Origin of the sequence: Salinimicrobium sp. WS361, assembly GCF_050750585.1 — a bacterium.
In the GTDB taxonomy this organism is placed as follows: Bacteria; Bacteroidota; Bacteroidia; order Flavobacteriales; family Flavobacteriaceae; genus Salinimicrobium.
Genome location: NZ_JBOJLM010000014.1, coordinates 81,785 through 99,859 on the forward strand (window position 1 = coordinate 81,785; position 18,075 = coordinate 99,859).

Genomic DNA, 18,075 nt, shown 5'->3' on the forward strand with positions numbered 1-18,075 from the left:
TAATAATTAACAAATATACCTGAAAACCTTTAGAATGTATTATTCGAACCGAATTTCTGCTTTTACCATAATATTACTTATAACGTTTAATTTAACAGAAGCTTGTGCAGCAACTCTAAATTCTTTCATTCACACCTGTTATAAGCGAAAATACAGAGTTTTAAATTGTAACTAATTCAACTCAAGCTTAAAGAAAAGAAAAAAGTTGTCAAAAAACCACTACTTTTGCGTCTTAATGCATCTCAAAGTTTGATTAGCTGTTTTTACAGCCCATAAAATAATTACCTTAAAGGTGCGTTATCATAAAGATTTTCAGGAAACTACAGGATTCTGTTTCAGTTGAAATAATCTTGGTAGTTTTGCGTTAATTACTATATTGCAGAGCCTTAATTGCTATAAAAGATAATGTGAATATGAGAAATAAAGTTGCTGTAAAAGCTCTTTTTGCCATCACTTTGAGTGCTGGACTTTTTAGCTGTAACAACTCAAGGGATTACAAAGATAACTCCCGCGCTACGGGTTGGGACATCAACTCCAAAGAGGGTGGTTTTAATTACAATGCCGATTATGATGAGCAGGATGCAGGCCCAGGCCTCGTCTTTGTTGAAGGAGGAACCTTTACAATGGGAAGGGTGCAGGATGATGTGATGCACGACTGGAATAACACGCCTACCCAACAACACGTTCAGTCTTTTTACATGGATGAGACCGAAGTGACCAATCTAATGTACCTCGAATATCTCGATTACCTTAAAAGGGTATACCCTCCAAGCGAAGAGAGATATAGAAATATTTATCATGGCGCCCTACCCGATACCCTTGTATGGAGAAACAGGTTAGGTTATAATGAAACCATGACCAATAACTACCTGCGTCACCCGGCATATGCCAACTATCCTGTAGTGGGAGTGAGCTGGATACAGGCGGTTGAATTTAGTAAGTGGAGAACAGACAGGGTAAACGAACTGCGTCTTGAAAAGCAGGGTTATACTGCTGAAGGTTCTCGTTTTGCTGCTGAACCCGGACAGGGCTTTAGCACAGAAACTTATTTAAACGCACCAAACCAGGTGTACGGCGGAAGCGACAGCCTTGTAAGAGGAGGAAATAAAGCTGACCGTTTTATGACCAAAGACAGTACAAACCTTTACGTGCAGCGCAAGCATGGCGTTCTTCTTCCAGAATACCGCCTTCCTACCGAAGCCGAATGGGAATATGCAGCTCTTGCCCTTGTTGGGATCAGAAACTACAATGTTTACCGCGGAAGAAAAAAATATCCATGGGACAGCCAGTACACCCGAAGTGGTGACGCTAGAAAACGTGGTGACCAAATGGCCAACTTCAAGCAGGGAGATGGAGATTACGGCGGAATTGCCGGATGGAGCGATGATGGTGCCGATATTACTGCCGAAGTAAAATCTTACGAACCAAATGATTTCGGACTTTACGATATGGCCGGAAACGTTGCTGAGTGGGTTGCTGACGTTTACCGCCCCATAGTAGATGACGAATTTAACGACTTCAACTACTACCGCGGAAACGTGTATACAAAGCACGCCATCACCGAAGATGGAACTGTGAAAGTTTTAGGCGTTGATGAAATAGAATATGATACTCTAAGCAATGGAAGAATAGTAGCAAGAAACCTTCCGGGAGAAATTAAAACTGTTCCAATCACACCCGAAGACACATACCTGCGCACCAACTTCAATGAAAGTGACCAGAGAAACTTTAGAGATGGTGACAGGAATTCCAGCAGATACTACGACACATTTGGAGAAGAAGCTACTGCAGATCCTAACAAACGCATGTACAACTCTCCGGTTCATACAGCCAGTGTAGACAGCCTTGGAGGTCAAAGCCTTCAATATGATCAATCTACAGGACGTACAACTTTAGTAGATGACAACGTGAGGGTATATAAAGGAGGCTCATGGAGAGACCGGGCTTACTGGTTAGATCCTGCCCAAAGAAGATATTTCCCACAAGATATGGCAACCGATTATATCGGGTTTAGAAATGCAATGTCTCGTGTAGGGTCAAAATCTTTAAACAAAAACAAGACAGCAAGAGATTAATCTTCGGTCAAAATATTAATGAAAAGCCCTAATAAAATTAGGGCTTTTTTTATAGCTTTAATTTATGAACATACCTCAACTCCATGAGCTTTTTCTCACCAGCTCCGGAATTAGCACCGACACCCGAAAAATTAAAGAAGGTAGTATTTTTTTCGCTTTAAAAGGGGAAAATTTCGATGCCAATGATTTTGCTTCTGAAGCTCTTAACAAAGGTGCAGCTTACGCTGTAGTTGATAAACCCCTCGAAAATAACGATAGGTTTATAAAAGTTGAAGACAGCCTCACAGCACTTCAGGAACTAGCCACGTTTCACCGCCAGCACCTCAAAATTCCCATTCTCGCCCTTACCGGCAGTAACGGTAAAACAACCACCAAAGAATTGTTCAATGCAATATTGTCAAAAAAGTTCAAGACAGTAGCAACTGTTGGCAACCTCAATAACCACATAGGAGTCCCTCTTACTTTGCTGTCCATGAACAGTGAAACCGAACTGGGAATAGTTGAAATGGGAGCAAATCATCAAAAGGAGATCACCTTCCTTTGCAGTATCGCCCTCCCGGATTTTGGTTATATCACCAACTTTGGCAAGGCACATCTTGAAGGATTCGGCGGAGTTGAAGGAGTGATAAAAGGAAAGAAAGAACTTTATAAATATTTAAAAAAGAACGAAAAAATGCTCTTTTTGAATCTTGATGACCCTTTGCAAAAGGAGGAAAAGGAATATGCTCAAAATTTCACTTTCGGCTCCACTCCAGCGGCCGATGTTCAAGTGGAATATACCAGCAACGACTCCTTTGCCGGGGTTAAAGCCGAATACAATGAAATTACAGGAAATCTTACCGGAGCATACAACAGCGCAAATATGGCTGCAGCCTACGCGATAGGCACCTACTTCAAAGTACCCAAAGAAAAGATCAAAGAAGCCCTGGAAGAATACATTCCGCAGAACAATCGCTCTCAAATCATACTTAAAGACAACCGCAAGATCATTATGGATGCCTATAATGCTAATCCTTCAAGTATGGCTGCAGCTTTAGACAATCTAAGCAGGATGGACCTGTCTCCGAAAATAGCAATTTTGGGTGATATGTTTGAGCTGGGAAGTATGGCCGCAGCTGAGCATCAGGAAATAGCTGAGAACTATGCAAAGTCTGAAGTTGACAAAATCTTCCTCATAGGTTCAAATTTTGCAGCTACCTCTTTGGAATCAGAAAAGATGAAGAAATTTGCCACTTTTGAAGCTTTTAAAGGGTGGTTTCAACCTTCAGAATTTAATCAGGGTGTCATTCTTGTAAAAGGTTCTCGAGGCATGGCCCTGGAACGTGCCCTGGAACTGCTATAAGCCATTCCAATTAACTGAAAGAAAAAATAAGCCCCGATCTTCTATAGACCAGGGCTTGTTCTTTTACAGAATATAATCTGTACTTACAAAATTCGAATTCCTGCTTTGCAGGAGTTCCCTTATGATGGCATTGTTGTAATCATTTTCTTTTGACGCCACAAAAGTCCGTATTGAGAAAGAACGCAGGGCATCGTGTACGCTTAAGGTGCCCACTGCCGAATCTTTTCTTCCGGTGAACGGGAAAACATCAGGCCCGCGTTGACAGGCACTGTTAAGGTTTACACGGCACACAAGGTTCACCATAGTATCTATTAGCGGAGCTAATTGTTTAATACTTCTGCCAAACAGACTCACCTGCTGCCCATAATTTGAAGCAGCAATCTCGTCGAGCAAAGAATCAATATCAGAAAAAGGCTTTACAGGAATTACTGGACCAAATTGCTCTTCCTTGTAAACCCGCATTTCTGAAGTCACAGGATATAGAACAGCCGGGAAAATGAAATTTTCGGAAGTTTCCCCTCCCCTTTTATTGAGTACCGAAGCTCCTTTCTCCTTTGCATCATCTATAAGTTCCTGGATATATGCCGGTTTATTGGGCTCGGGAAGTGGCGTAAGTTTCACACCAGGCTCCCACGGATTTCCAAATTTTAGTTGATCAACCCGTTGAGCGAATCTTTTATTAAACTCTTCCCTAATATCTTCGTGCACATAAACTATTTTAAGAGCCGTGCAACGTTGCCCGTTAAAAGACAAAGTACCGGTGAGAACTTCTTCTATAGTAAGATCGAGATCTGCATCTGGAAGTATAATAGCAGGATTTTTCGCCTCCAGGCCAAGCACCAGCCTTAGACGGTTCTTGTAAGGATGCTGATCCTGCAGGGCAATTGCCGATGTACTGTTACCTATAAGCGCCAGCACATCAATTCTCCCACTCTTCATAATTGGGGCAGCAACTTCTCTCCCTCTCCCAAAGATCACATTCACCACGCCCTTAGGAAAACTATTTCTGAAGGCTTCCAGTAAAGGAGATAACAAGAGCACCCCATGTTTGGCAGGTTTAAAAATGACAGTATTCCCCATAATGAGCGCAGGGATAAGCAAGGCAAAAGTTTCGTTGAGGGGGTAATTATATGGCCCCAGACATAACACCACACCTAGCGGACCACGCCTGATGTGCGCATTTACTTTATCTCTTTTCTGAAATTTCGCACTGTCACGATCAAGCTGCTTGTATTCTTCTATAGTATCGTAAATATACTCCACTGTACGGTCAAATTCTTTTTCTGAATCGGGCAGGGATTTTCCAATTTCCCACATGAGCAGCTTCACCACTTCTTCTCTCTTGGTCTTCATCTGAGAAACGAATTGTTCCATAGCCGCAATCCTGTCAGAAACTTTCATGGTTGGCCACACCCCCTGTCCTTTTCCATAAGCTTTGCAGGCACTCTCCAGCACTTCAAGCGCTGTAGCCTCGTTCATGTGAGGCACTGTGCCAAGAAAGGTGGGTTTGTAGCTTGCGCCGGTAGAAATAGTGGAATAAACTTCATCCATTTCTCCTTCCCACGGAATAAATTCACCGTTGGAGAGATAGCTTTTTTGATGCAACAGGTTGTTGATCTCGAATTTTTCTACAGTTTTCATTTTGTTAGGGACTTTGTAATTAATGTAAAAGATTATCCTGATCTATCCTTCAGCAAAAATTCTCCTGAAGGCATGTGTTAAAGATAACAATTAAAACATAGCTTCTACATTTTAAACAAATTGTGAAAAACATAAAACAATAAAATAATTCGGGGCTAAAACGAAAAAACCCCACAAGCTAATGCCTGTGGGGTTTTGAAATTTTTTTTGGGCTCATGAGCTACAGCTCTAGAGGCCCCAACTTCTCCTATAAAATCACTGTATTGAATTAAGAAAATTTATTAATTAAAAAACCTCACAGGTTTTGGAAACCTGTGAGGTTTGTTTGGAATTATTTATTTTTGAAATCGGGAATTTCCCATTTTGTGGGTGATACTGGGTTCGAACCAGTGACCCCTACCTTGTCGAGGTAGTGCTCTGAACCAGCTGAGCTAATCACCCTGAAAACCAAAAAAGGCCTCCAAAAAGGAAGCCTTGAATTGTGTGGGCAATGAGGGATTCGAACCCCCGACCCCCTCGGTGTAAACGAGGTGCTCTGAACCAACTGAGCTAATTGCCCTATAATTTTAATGAACTTCAGCATTCTTGAAGTGTGCTTCTCTCTGAATGCGGATGCAAATATAGACTACATTTTTAATTACGCAAAGAATAATTTCAAAAAAATTAAATTATTTCTGCCACAGTGAAAGTACTGCCTCCAACATAGACCACATCTTTAGCAGAAGCCTCTTGTAACGCGACTTCGTAAGCTTCAGTAACTGAAGAAAATACCTTTCCAAAAAGGCCATTTTCGGCTGCTGTTTTCTGTAATTCTTCCGCAGCAAGTCCGCGGGGAACATTGGGTCTGGAAAAATAATATTTTGCAGATTTTGGAAAAATTGGCAGCACCGAAGTAAGATCTTTGTCGTTTACCACCCCTATAACCAGGTGTAAATTATCAAATTTTTCTTCCTGGAGCTGTTTCATAGCATAAACCAGCCCCTCTTTGTTATGTGCTGTATCGCAAATTACCCTGGGATCTTCCTGCAGCACTTCCCAGCGGCCCCTAAGATCAGTGTTAAAAATGACATTTTTGAGACCTTTTTCTGCTGCTTCCTCTCCCAACTCCCATCCAAGATCCTTCAGCACATCTAAAGCCATAGAAACTGTGCGTATATTCCATTTCTGATACTGCCCTTTGAGATCGGAAGTATAAGTTCTTCCGCAGAAGTCTTCAGCTAAATAAAGTGGCGCATTTTTGGATTCAGCCAATCGTTTAAATACTGGAAAAGTCTCTTCCTGGTACTCTCCTATCACTACAGGAGTATTTTCTTTTATGATCCCGCCTTTTTCAGCAGCAATTTTAGGCAGCGTATTGCCGAGGATGTTCACGTGGTCAAAGCCTATATTGGTGATCACAGAAAGTTCCGGAGAAATAATGTTCGTGGAATCAAGTCTCCCGCCAAGCCCTACTTCAATAACAGCAACGTCAACATTTTCTTCGGAAAAATAATTAAAGGCCATCCCTACTGTCATTTCAAAGAACGAAAGGTTTTCCTTCTCAAAAAAGGCTTTATTGGCCGCAATAAATTGCATCACGGCGGCTTCAGAAATCATTTCGCCGTTGATCTTGATACGTTCCCTAAAATCTTTTAAATGTGGCGAAGTATAAAGCCCCACTTTGTAGCCAGCCTCCTGCAACACCGAAGCGAGCATGTGTGAAACAGACCCTTTTCCATTGGTACCTGCAACATGTATGCTCTTAAAGTGCTTATGTGGCTCACCCAGCTGCTTCACCAGCCTGGTAATATTGTGAAGGTCTACCCGATAGGCTTTATTTCCTACCTGCTGATACATGGGCAACTGTTGAAACATCCACTCAACAGTTTCAGAATAAGTCATCAAAGTTATTCGGTAAGTTTAAAATTGTAGATAATGGTTCCCACCTGCTTTACGGGTGCATCGGCGTCGCTGTTAAAACGCGTGGCCAGGGCGGCTCTTTTTGCAGGATCGGTAAGACAGGTTGCGTTGTTTGTAGTTCCCTTAACACCGGGTATTGCACGTGTCACCTGCCCGTTACGGTTTACCTCTATCTGAACCACCACTATTCCAGATTCGTTACAATCTTGCACAAATCTTTCTTTATTCAAAGCTTTACGCCCTCCCAAACGATAATTCCCATCCCCGTCAAGGCCCATTCCTGTTCCATAATACGATTTGGCATTAGGATCACCATCGGGGCTTCCTTTATCGCCCGCAGCCTCGTCGTTACCCTCTCCGCCTCTCGCCTGCCCGTCGTTTGCCGGACCGTTAAGTATACTGCTCAGGGCATCGGTAGTAGATTTTAAAGGTTTGGGATCGGGTTTTTTGACAGGCTCCTCTACCTTTTTCACCGGAGTTTCCACCTTCTGAACTACCTTTTCTTCTTTCTTCTTCTCAATTACAGGCGCTTCAGTGATCTCCTGGGTAACAACTTCTTCTTTAATGTTGGTTTCTACCGGAGTTACAGGAGCAGCAGTTTGCTGGGGTGCCGTTTTTATGGGCTCAGTGGGCTGCTCTGTACCCGAACCAACTTCTGAAGTTCCAAAATTAATGGCTATGCCATTCTCTGGTGGCGGATCGAGATAAGTGAAACCAAAGAACAGCAATAGCAGTATAAGCAGTACGTGAAGCACCACTGTTATTGCCATCGACTTTCGTTCATGTTCTGTTTCCAGGTATTTCACTTTGTTCTTCTCTTAAAATTTATGCCGCAAACATAGTTCCACAATTAGAGGAATAATGAGGAGCAAAGATATTTATTCAGGTTTTACAGCAAGTACGATCTTGTAGCGATTCCTGTTGGCAATATCCATTACATCTACTGCTTTCTCGATAGGCACTCCTTCTTCAGCCCGCAGGATGATAGTAGGATCTTCTTCGCCGCTCAAAACTTCTTTAAGCCTTGCCTCAAGGGAGCTATTGCTCACTCTTTCTTTATTGATATATACCTGAAGGTCTTTTGTAATACTCACCGCCACATTTTGTTTGTTCGTGGTCTTACCTTTTGCCTTTGGCAGGATAAGATCAAGCGCTTCCGGAGTGATAGCCGGCGAGGTGAGCATAAAAAAGATCAACAACAGGAATACAATATCGGTCATGGAACTCATACTGAATTCTGGACTGATCTTATTTCTGCCTCTTAAATTCATACTATACCGGTTCGTTTAGAAGGTCAAGGAAATCTACTGCTGTTGCTTCCATTTGGTGCACTACCTTATCGGTTTTTACCACGAGGTGGTTATACCCAATATAAGCAATAATACCTACAATAAGTCCAGCCACGGTAGTGGTCATCGCGGTGTAAATACCTTCTGCAAGGGCCCCCATTTCGGCCTGCCCGCTACTGGTTGCCAGTTCATGAAAAGCGATGACCATTCCTATAACCGTTCCAAGAAAACCAATCATAGGCGCAGCTCCCGCAATAGTAGCAAGTACGCTCACATTCTTTTCGAGTTTGTAGACTTCAAGTCGACCGGCATTCTCGATAGCAGTATTGATATCTTCTAACGGACTCCCAATACGATCAAGCCCCTTTGCAGTAAGCCTGGCTACAGGCGAATTAGCCTGGGCACAACGAATTCGTGCAGACTCAATATTGCCGTGCAGTACGCTATCTTTGATCTGGTTCATAAAGTTACTGTCTGTTTCTGAAGCTGCCTTGATAGCAAACAACCTCTCGAAATAAATGTATATGGCGGCAAACAACAGTATAAAGAGAATAAAGATGATCACCTGTCCTCCTATTCCACCGCTTAGAAACAAGTCAAGTAAAGAAAGAGTTTTTTCCTCTACTACCGGCTCTGCCCCCTCTACGGCCTGGGCAAGACCATCTTCCTGAAAAAAGTATAGCATTTGTGTATCTGGTTTTTTATGTAACGTGAGAATACAATTTTAATTGTAAAGATAAACAGCCTTTGATTTATTACAACCTAAAAGCACAAATATAAATCTAGAAGAAATTATTAAGGATTATAAAACTCACAGCTCCCCCTAAAAATCCTAATAGAGCGAGAGGCGCAATGTTTTTTAGGTACCACATGAAGTTGATCTTTTCCATTCCCATAGCTGCTACACCCGCAGCAGACCCTATGATGAGAAGACTACCTCCTGTACCCGCACTATAGGCTATAAAATGCCATATCCTGTCATCTATTGGGAAGTCGTACATAGCCATAGAAGCTGCTACCAGTGGTACATTATCTATTACTGCGGAAAGCCCCCCGAGAATGACCACTACAGCGTCCATACTCGGAATCGCCTCAGAAAGCTGACTGGCGGCATAAAACAATGTGCCAACCTGCTGCCCCTGAAGAGTTCCAAACACAAGGCTCTCCAGCCCTGCCACTGCCAGTAAAATTCCGAGGAAAAACAGGATACTTGAAAATTCAATATTCGAAAGAGCTTTATGCGTTGAGTATAAATTCTTCTCGTTTTTGCTGATATTTTTCACCGGCTTTACATATTCTGAAAGCATCCAGACAAGGCTTAAGCTAAACAACATACCTATATATGGTGGCAAACCAGTAACTGCCTTAAAAATTGGAACCAGAAGAATAGCACCCAAACCTGCATAAAGCATTTTTCGGCTACTCAATAACCTTTCAGAATCATCATCAATCACTTTCTTCTTTAAAACCGTTTTTCCCTGAAATGCTTTAAGACGCATAGCTGCAGCAAACGGAAGTATAAAACAGAATAATGCAGGGATGATGAGATGCTCTGCCAGTCCTGCTGCCGTTACTTTGTTGTTTATCCAGAGCATGGTAGTGGTCACATCACCAATGGGCGACCAGGCTCCCCCGGCATTAGCAGCAATTACAATAAGTGCAGCAAACCATACCCGGTAATCTCGTTTGGGAACCAGCTTGCGCAGCAGCGTAACAAGAATGATTGTAGCGGTTAAGTTATCAATGACTGCAGAAAGTACGAACGCAAGAGACCCCAGTATCCACAGCAGCTTCTTTTTGTCGGTAGTGACAATGGTTTTCTTAATAATAGCAAACCCACGATGAAGATCTATGATCTCCACAATGGTCATTGCTCCAATAAGAAAAAACAAAATCTCACTTATAGAACTAAAGTGGTGCATGAGATTTGCTTTAAAACCCCACATTTGTTCTGCCAGGTTTCCTTTAGTTACGTTAAAAACTTCCCCGTGATAATCTACGATAGAAAGAAGCCCATTATTAAAACCAAAAGCGATTCCGGCCCAAATAACGGTCGCCATTAAAAGGGCGGAAACTGCTTTATCAAGTTTTAATGGATGTTCCAGCGTTATTGCCAGGTATCCAATAATAAAAATTACAATTAAGATGCTTACCATAACCATAGCATCACACCAGCTTTGTCAATGCGACTTCAAATGCAGTTTTACTCACATTTGTCTTATTGCTATTGTGGTTAAAGGTATTTTGAATCGCGTTCTTGATGGTAATTGAAGTATCGTTAAAGATCGCTTCATCGGTCATTTGTACCCTGCGTTCCATAAAATAGGCAAAAACCCGGGCCATTCCGCAGTTCGCAATAAAGTCGGGAATCACGCTTATCTTCTCATCGGAATATTCCATGATGGGGCCAAAGAAGATCTCCTTGTCGGCAAAAGGAACATTGGCTCCACTGGAGATCACTTCTAAACCAGAACTCACCATTTGATCTACCTGCTCACGCGTAATTAAACGCGAAGCGGCACATGGCGCAAAAACCTGTGCTTCCAGTTTCCAGATGCGCTCATTGATCTCCTCAAAAGGGATCATCTTTTCCGATTTTAATGAATTACCCTCTTTATTCAGGAATAACTCCCTGATCTCCTCAAAAGAGAAACCATCTTCGTTGATTAATCCGCCTGCACGATCAATGATCCCAACAACTTTTGCACCCATTTGCGCGAGATAATATGCTGCGGCAGAACCTACATTTCCAAATCCCTGGATAATGGCTTTCTTCCCCTGTACATTTCCGCCGTAAACGTCATAGTAATGCCGCACGGCTTCGGCCACTCCATAACCGGTGATCATATCGGCCACAGTATATTTCCGGGAAACATCGGGTGAAAATTTGCTATTTTCAAGCACCTTGATCACGCCCTGCCTTAACTGGCCTATACGGTTGATCTTATCGGCTTCGGTAGGTTTAAAATGCCCGTTAAAAACCCCTTCCTGCGGATGCCACACCCCAGAATCTTCTGTAATGGGAATTACTTCATGTATTTCATCCACGTTCAGGTCACCACCGGTACCGTAATAACTTTTCAGCAGCGGAGACACGGCTTTATACCAACGCTCTAAAACGCCTTTTTTGCGAGGATCATTGGGGTCAAAATTTATACCCGACTTTGCTCCGCCAATAGCAGGACCCGAAACAGTGAATTTCACCTCCATAGTTTTAGCCAGGGAGAGCACTTCATTCATGTCAAGGCCTTTCCTCATCCTGGTACCACCACCTGCAGCTCCACCACGCAGGGAGTTGATTACCACCCAGCCTTCGGCTTCGGTTTCAGGATCTTTCCAGTTAAAAACAATTTCTGGAGCTTTATTTTGATATAGATTAAGTAATTCTTTCATAATATTTAAAAATTGCTGAACAAATATAAAAAACTATGAATTGCGTAGTGTTATTGGCATGATATATTTTGAATTTCACAAAAAAGATGAGTTTGCAAGAAATGAATTCGAACTCCCTTATCTGATAGCTTTTTAGAACCCAATCTTCTTTTTCTGAAGTTTTTGCGCAATTTTTCTCCTGATTTCCTCCTGAAAAACGAAAATATCAACCCGACGAGTGGCTTTCATTTTACTTATGTAATAAAAAAAGATATTATTTATTACCACCCCCCTAATTTTATAGGGGTGTAAAATGTGAAACTAATTTTTTTACATACTTAACCCCCATTCTTTTAGACTTAAACAGTTTTTTAGTATAATTTTATGTGTCTTAACACAAAATTAGGTCTTTATGAAAAAAATCGAAGCCATCATTAGAAAGTCAAAATTTGACGATGTAAAAAAGGCTCTTCATGAAATTGGTGTCAATTTCTTCAGTTATTGGGATGTTACCGGAGTAGGTAATGAAACACAGGGACATGTATACAGGGGTGTCGCCTACAGTACAACAGATATTCAACGCAGGAAAATATCTGTGGTTGTTTCTGATGAATTCCTCGAAAAAACAGTACAGGCAATTCTCGATGCAGCATATACCGGCTCTGTTGGCGACGGTAAAATATTTGTTTCCCCTGTGGAGGAAGCTTATAGAATTAGAACAAAAGAAAGAGGTACCCCCTCGCTGGCATAATTAACTACTTACAAAACTATTCAACTTAATATTATAAAAAATGGAATTACTTACTAATAACGTATGGATGATGGTCTGCACCGCACTGGTGTTTTTTATGCATCTAGGATTTTCTTTACTGGAAGTGGGACTCACCCGGCAAAAAAATGCCATTAATATCCTCTTTAAAAATGTTTTTATCATTTGCACCGGACTTCTTCTTTATAGCCTCATTGGCTTTAACCTCATGTATCCCGGCTCTTTCATTATGGGAATTATCCCCGACTATTTTGTGGGACTTTTTGGATTACACGCTCCGGTAGCCGACGGTGCTCTCGATCTTTCTTACAATGAAGGTTATACCTACTGGACCGACTTTTTGTTTCAGGGTATGTTCGCTGCAACTGCTGCCACTATTGTATCGGGAGCTGTCGCCGAAAGGATCAAGCTGTCAGCTTTTATGCTGTTCTCCATTATATACCTTGCTATTGTTTATCCAATCGCTGGTTCCTGGAAATGGGGAGGCGGATTTCTTGATGAACTTGGGTTCTATGACTTTGCCGGATCTACCCTGGTACACTCTGTTGGTGGCTGGGCTGCGCTTGTAGCAATCTCATTGTTGGGAGCAAGAATTGGAAAATTTGGAGAAGACGGTAGCTCTCATGCTATTCCCGGTCACAATGTACCTTTAGCAACAGCCGGGGTTTTCATCCTCTGGCTTGGATGGTTTGGCTTTAACGGAGGTTCAGTACTCTCTGCAGATCCATCTGCAACTTCTCTCACTCTGGTTACCACCTGTCTTGCCGCTGCAGCCGGAGGTATTTCTGCTTTCCTTGCATCTACCATGTGGTATAAAAACTACGATCTCACTATGTTCCTCAATGGAATTTTGGGCGGACTTGTAGGTATCACGGCAGGAGCAGATCTCATGTCCCCTACAGATGCTGTTCTAATTGGGCTAATTGCCGGAATACTCATTGTTGCAGGCGTTGCACTTATTGACAAAGTAAGACTGGATGACCCTGTAGGTGCAGTAGCCGTACATCTTATTTGCGGAGTATGGGGCACCCTGGCCGTTGGGATATTTGGAGCACTGGCAGGCTTTGAGCAATTTGTCAACCAACTTATAGGAGTTGCTGTAATTGGGGCTTTTTGCTGTGTGTCGGCATTTTTGATTCTTTTTGCAATTAAACGTTCCCTGGGACTTCGCATGGAAACGCATGAAGAAACGGAAGGCCTCGATCTTCATGAACATGGTATGGATGCTTATGCCGAGTTCGCAGGCAAAGTAGAACCTGCAAAACAATAAAAAAAGGAGGAACGCCTGGCAGGGCGCCCCTCCTGAATTCATTTCAAAAAAACCAGTTCAACTCATTTCAACTAATCAAACAAAGTTTTAACATGAAACAAATCACTATTACAAAAATGCAGAAATTTTTAATTTTTGCCTCTATCGGGCTGTGGAATCTTTCAGTTTCTGCACAGGAATCTGAAGTACTGGAAGAAGCATTACCCGGTTTTAGTATTGGGGGATCTGTAGACACCTATTTCAGGACAAATTTCAATGGCCTCAATAAATATGTCTATGGCCCCGATGGGGAAACTCCAATTGCTGGCCCACAGGCTCCCGCCACCGCTTTTGCCAATGATCCCGGTTTTGCATTAGGAATGGTCAATGTCATTCTTGGGTATGAAGGTGAAAAAATAGGCTTCGTGGCCGATCTTGTTTTTGGTCCCCGCGGCGAAGAAGCGGTTTTTCTTTCTATGGGCTCCAGTAATATTGTCAATCAGCTGTACGTTTATTATAATGTGAGTGAGAATGTCCGGCTTACCCTGGGAGATTTCAATACCTTTTTGGGCTATGAAGTGATTTCACCCGTAGATAATTTCAACTACTCCACTTCATATATGTTTTCCTATGGCCCTTTTTCCCATACCGGTTTAAAAGCAGACATCGCACTAAACAATAACTGGAGTGCCATGTTAGCTATTATGAACCCCACAGATTATACTGAATTTGATCCTTTTGGAGTGTACACCTTTGGAGCTCAACTTGGTTACTCTAATAGTTCCGGAAGTGCATACCTAAATCTCATTTATGGAGAACAGGCTCCAGGCCTCGATCCCACTTTTCAAATAGATCTCACCACCGGTTGGGATTTCTCTGAGGCTTTTTACCTGGGGCTTAATACAACCTACAATAGTACAGATGATGTTGGGTTCTATGGTGTCGCACTATACCCGCAAATACAAACTTCTGAAAATTTTGCAATCGGCTTAAGAGCCGAATATTTTAAAGAACTGGCAAATGGCCACGATGAAACAGTAGTGTACAATTCTGATGCGAATCTAACCGCCTTTACCCTTACCGGCAACTATACTGTTGGAAGCTTAACTATTAAGCCCGAATTAAGACTGGACAGCGTTGACAGGGATGTTTTTGTAAACCAGGACCTGGAACCAATAGATAATCTATCCTCTTTTGTTCTCGCAGCAGTTTATGCTTTTTAAAAATCCGGGCAGGATAGATTTGCCCCCTGGCATCTCTATCCTGCTTATATTTCAGCTTAAGTAAATTTCTCCGGGGCAAGCCCACGGAGCATTTTAGTGGAACACGTTTTCTAACTTTACAACATTTACTAACGAGGCAAGCCTCGGGGTATTTACCCTCCTATGAATAAATATTGACTATGACTGGCGATTTTAGTAGTCGCGCAGCCTGTCTATTATCTAATGAGAATTATGGATTAAAAATATTTCCTGAAGAATGATCTTTTGAAGCTCCTGTGACCGAACCCAGCACGTTATTCTCTCCTCTTAGTTTAAGTACACCCAAAAAGGCAAAAATCAGGGCTTCTTTAAAATTCACTACTTCGGGCGCCGGAATTACAACTTGAGTTCTAGTACGCTTCTTAATTTCCTGGATCAGGAATTTGTTAAAAGCGCCACCACCTGTTACCAAAACTTTTTCTTCGGAAGAATCCCGAAATTCATTGGCGATCATTTCCGCAGCATGTTCGGTATAGGTTCTCAGAAGATCGGGAATAGCATCATACTTTTTCAAAAGCGGAAAAATGTGCTTTTGCACCCACTCTATTCCGAGGGACTTTGGAGGACGGAGTCCGTAAAATGGCATTTTTTCGAGTTCCTCCAGAAGCTTTGGCAGCACTTCTCCCGAAGCCGCCACTTCTCCGTCTTTATCAAATGGCAGGTTTATTTGTTGGGAAAGCACATTGAGCACAGTGTTTACGGCGCAAATATCATAAGCCAGGCGCTTACCACCGTTTATTGTAGAAATGTTTGCGAAACCGCCAATATTAAGGCAGTAATCGTATTCGCCAAACAACAATTCGTCACCAATAGGCACCAAAGGCGCGCCCTGGCCACCCAGCTGCACGTCTTGCACCCTAAAATCACATACCACCTTACAATTTAAGATCTTTGGAAGCTCTGGTTGGTTGCCAATTTGCAGGGTGTATGCATTTTCGGGTTCGTGTTTTATTGTATGGCCATGACTACAAACAGCATGGGTGTCAAAAATGTCATTTTTGGAAAGGAATTCTGAAATGACATTTCCAAGCAATTTCGTATAATCGGTGTCTAATTGCCGCAGCTGTTCTTCATTATATCCTACTGCTTCAGAAAGTTTCTTTTCCCATTCCGGAGAATAAGGAATGGTTTCCGCAGCAATAATTTTATAAGACCAGATTTCAGAAAAGGTGAAATTTACATGGGCTACATCAATGCCATCAAGGGAGGTTCCCGACATTACACCTACAACGTTATAGTTATTTTTGTTCATCACGGTAAAAATAGCCAACTCAATTGAAAAAACGCATGTAAAAGGGTATCTTTGACCTTAAAATTCAACATTTTCTAAAAATATACTGAATGGATTTCAAACTCACTGAAGAACATATTATGATCCGCGATGCGGCACGAGATTTTGCAAAGAACGAGTTGCTCCCCGGAGTAATTGAGAGGGATGAAAAACAGGAATTCCCGAAAGAACAGATCAAGAAAATGGGGGAACTTGGCTTTTTAGGCATGATGGTGTCTCCTGAATATGGCGGTGGCGGTATGGACACAGTGTCTTACGTGTTGGCTATGGAAGAGATTTCGAAGATAGACGCATCGGCTTCCGTAGTAATGTCAGTAAACAATTCTTTGGTTTGTTGGGGGATTGAAAAATTCGGAAATGAAGAGCAAAAACAAAAGTATCTTCCAAAACTAGCCACAGGAGAATCTATTGGCGCCTTTTGTCTTTCTGAACCTGAAGCCGGAAGTGATGCGACTTCGCAAAGAACAACCGCGATTGAAAAAGACGACCACTACCTTCTTAACGGAACAAAAAACTGGATCACCAATGGTAGTACTGCAGATTATTACATTGTGATTGCGCAAACACACCCTGAAAAAAAACACAAGGGAATTAATGCTTTTATCATTGAAAAGGGCTGGAAAGGCTTTGAAATTGGCCCAAAGGAGCAGAAATTAGGAATTCGTGGAAGTGATACCCACTCTCTAAACTTCAATGATGTAAAGGTTCCAAAAGAAAACCGGATTGGCGAAGATGGCTTCGGTTTTAAATTTGCGATGAAGACACTTTCTGGAGGACGTATTGGAATTGCAGCGCAGGCTTTAGGAATTGCAGCCGGGGCTTATGAGCTTGCAAAAGAATATTCGAAAGTTCGCAAAGCTTTTGGAACAGAGATCATGAACCACCAGGCTATAGCTTTTAAATTGGCCGACATGCATACTTCAATAGAGGCTTCGCGCCATCTTGTAATGAAAGCAGCCTGTGATAAGGATAATGGAGAAAATTATGATTTAAGTGGGGCCATGGCTAAACTCTTTGCTTCAAAAACAGCAATGGATGTCACTGTTGAAGCGGTACAGGTACACGGCGGAAACGGATACGTAAAAGAATACCACGTAGAGCGATTAATGCGAGATGCGAAGATCACTCAAATATATGAAGGTACTTCAGAGATCCAGAAAATTGTGATCTCCAGGAGCATTTTGAGAGATTAGGATTGATTTAAAAACTGAATATAATTGGATAAGCCCGGTCTTTAAGATCGGGCTTTTTTTGTGGATATTTCCGGGATGTTGTTGTGGAACCCGGCACGGATTACAAATCCGCGCCAGCCACATTTCGGAAGCGAGACCCTCCCCATCCGCCTGCGGCGGATTGCCCCTCCCTGGAAGGAGGGGTGCTGAGATTTGGTTCCAGATTAAGCTTTTCTACTGCAATCCCCCTCCTGCCTATTCCCCACGTTTTGATCATGATCCCATGATCCGTGGAACACGGTACGGATTACAAATCCGCGCCAGCGGGGGGTAGCCACAGGCCATGCTAATTTTAGGGCATAAAAAAACCCTTCATCAAATAAATGATGAAGGGTTTAAAAGAAAGGCGGCGACATACTCTCCCACAAATAGCAGTACCATCTGCGCTAACGGGCTTAACTTCTCTGTTCGGAATGGGAAGAGGTGAGCCCCGTTGCTATAACCACCTTAAATCGTTGAGTAGTAATGAGATTTTAGTAGTGAGTAGTGAGATAAAAAATCTCAATACTCAATTCTCAATACTAACATCTAATAACTTTGACATAGTTGGAAAATAATAATATAAGAAAACACTTTGAGCAAAGTAATTAAGCTTTAGGTTTCGCGCCCTCCGCCCCTGGTTCCCCCAATTGGGGGTTAGGGGGCAGAGGGGCT

At 42.3% G+C, this 18,075-nt stretch carries 14 protein-coding genes, 2 tRNA genes and 1 rRNA gene; 6 read left to right on the forward strand and 11 right to left on the reverse strand.

All coding sequences use genetic code 11. The features are described from left to right. The first annotated feature begins 413 nt into the window (after positions 1-413). On the forward strand, positions 414-2,075 hold the full coding sequence (gene gldJ, locus ACQ93I_RS13640; protein WP_431698975.1) for a gliding motility lipoprotein GldJ: 1,662 nt from the start codon (positions 414-416) through the stop codon (positions 2,073-2,075). A 64-nt stretch (positions 2,076-2,139) separates the two neighbouring features. Further along, a complete protein-coding gene (locus ACQ93I_RS13645) occupies positions 2,140-3,417 on the forward strand; it encodes a UDP-N-acetylmuramoyl-tripeptide--D-alanyl-D-alanine ligase (protein ID WP_431698976.1) in 1,278 nt (425 codons plus the stop codon). Between the two features lie 63 nt (positions 3,418-3,480). Here ACQ93I_RS13645 and ACQ93I_RS13650 read toward each other — a convergent pair whose 3' ends face one another. The 9 genes from ACQ93I_RS13650 to ACQ93I_RS13690 form a co-directional block, all read right to left on the reverse strand. Then, a complete protein-coding gene (locus tag ACQ93I_RS13650) occupies positions 3,481-5,058 on the reverse strand; it encodes an NADP-dependent glyceraldehyde-3-phosphate dehydrogenase (RefSeq protein WP_431698977.1) in 1,578 nt (525 codons plus the stop codon). Between the two features lie 366 nt (positions 5,059-5,424). Continuing rightward, positions 5,425-5,499 (reverse strand) — tRNA-Val (locus ACQ93I_RS13655). A gap of 43 nt (positions 5,500-5,542) precedes the next feature. Then, positions 5,543-5,617: transfer RNA gene (locus tag ACQ93I_RS13660), tRNA-Val, on the reverse strand. A 104-nt stretch (positions 5,618-5,721) separates the two neighbouring features. Then, entirely contained in the window at positions 5,722-6,939 is a 1,218-nt protein-coding gene (locus ACQ93I_RS13665) for a bifunctional folylpolyglutamate synthase/dihydrofolate synthase (protein ID WP_431698978.1), read from the reverse strand. 5 nt (positions 6,940-6,944) lie between these two features. Further along, complete coding sequence (locus ACQ93I_RS13670; RefSeq protein ID WP_431698979.1) at positions 6,945-7,763, reverse strand: energy transducer TonB; 819 nt, start codon at positions 7,761-7,763, stop codon at positions 6,945-6,947. A 72-nt stretch (positions 7,764-7,835) separates the two neighbouring features. After that, positions 7,836-8,228 carry an ExbD/TolR family protein gene (locus ACQ93I_RS13675; protein WP_266071239.1) on the reverse strand — a complete coding sequence of 131 codons (393 nt, stop codon included), beginning with the start codon at positions 8,226-8,228 and terminating at the stop codon, positions 7,836-7,838. A gap of 1 nt (position 8,229) precedes the next feature. Further along, on the reverse strand, positions 8,230-8,931 hold the full coding sequence (locus tag ACQ93I_RS13680; protein ID WP_431698980.1) for a MotA/TolQ/ExbB proton channel family protein: 702 nt from the start codon (positions 8,929-8,931) through the stop codon (positions 8,230-8,232). Positions 8,932-9,028: 97 nt separating this feature from the next. Further along, a complete protein-coding gene (gene nhaD / locus ACQ93I_RS13685) occupies positions 9,029-10,402 on the reverse strand; it encodes a sodium:proton antiporter NhaD (protein WP_431698981.1) in 1,374 nt (457 codons plus the stop codon). Positions 10,403-10,412: 10 nt separating this feature from the next. Further along, positions 10,413-11,639, reverse strand: coding sequence for a Glu/Leu/Phe/Val dehydrogenase dimerization domain-containing protein (locus tag ACQ93I_RS13690; RefSeq protein WP_431698982.1), 1,227 nt, complete (start codon positions 11,637-11,639; stop codon positions 10,413-10,415). A gap of 391 nt (positions 11,640-12,030) precedes the next feature. Between ACQ93I_RS13690 and ACQ93I_RS13695 the strand changes: the two genes are divergently transcribed. From ACQ93I_RS13695 to ACQ93I_RS13705, 3 genes are all read left to right on the forward strand, one after another. After that, the gene (locus tag ACQ93I_RS13695) at positions 12,031-12,369 is read left to right on the forward strand and encodes a P-II family nitrogen regulator (protein ID WP_431698983.1); all 339 of its coding nucleotides are present in this window, start codon (positions 12,031-12,033) and stop codon (positions 12,367-12,369) included. Between the two features lie 40 nt (positions 12,370-12,409). Next, on the forward strand, positions 12,410-13,657 hold the full coding sequence (locus tag ACQ93I_RS13700; RefSeq protein WP_431698984.1) for an ammonium transporter: 1,248 nt from the start codon (positions 12,410-12,412) through the stop codon (positions 13,655-13,657). A 92-nt stretch (positions 13,658-13,749) separates the two neighbouring features. Beyond that, complete coding sequence (locus ACQ93I_RS13705; protein WP_431698985.1) at positions 13,750-14,859, forward strand: porin; 1,110 nt, start codon at positions 13,750-13,752, stop codon at positions 14,857-14,859. A gap of 229 nt (positions 14,860-15,088) precedes the next feature. On the opposite strand, the gene ACQ93I_RS13710 is transcribed toward ACQ93I_RS13705, so the two are convergent. Then, positions 15,089-16,150, reverse strand: coding sequence for an anhydro-N-acetylmuramic acid kinase (locus ACQ93I_RS13710; RefSeq protein WP_431698986.1), 1,062 nt, complete (start codon positions 16,148-16,150; stop codon positions 15,089-15,091). Between the two features lie 89 nt (positions 16,151-16,239). Here ACQ93I_RS13710 and ACQ93I_RS13715 point away from each other — a divergent pair, with 89 nt between their 5' ends. Next, entirely contained in the window at positions 16,240-17,382 is a 1,143-nt protein-coding gene (locus tag ACQ93I_RS13715; protein ID WP_266071249.1) for an acyl-CoA dehydrogenase, read from the forward strand. A gap of 380 nt (positions 17,383-17,762) precedes the next feature. On the opposite strand, the gene rrf is transcribed toward ACQ93I_RS13715, so the two are convergent. Continuing rightward, positions 17,763-17,871: ribosomal RNA gene (rrf, locus tag ACQ93I_RS13720) — 5S ribosomal RNA — on the reverse strand. Positions 17,872-18,075 lie beyond the last annotated feature (204 nt).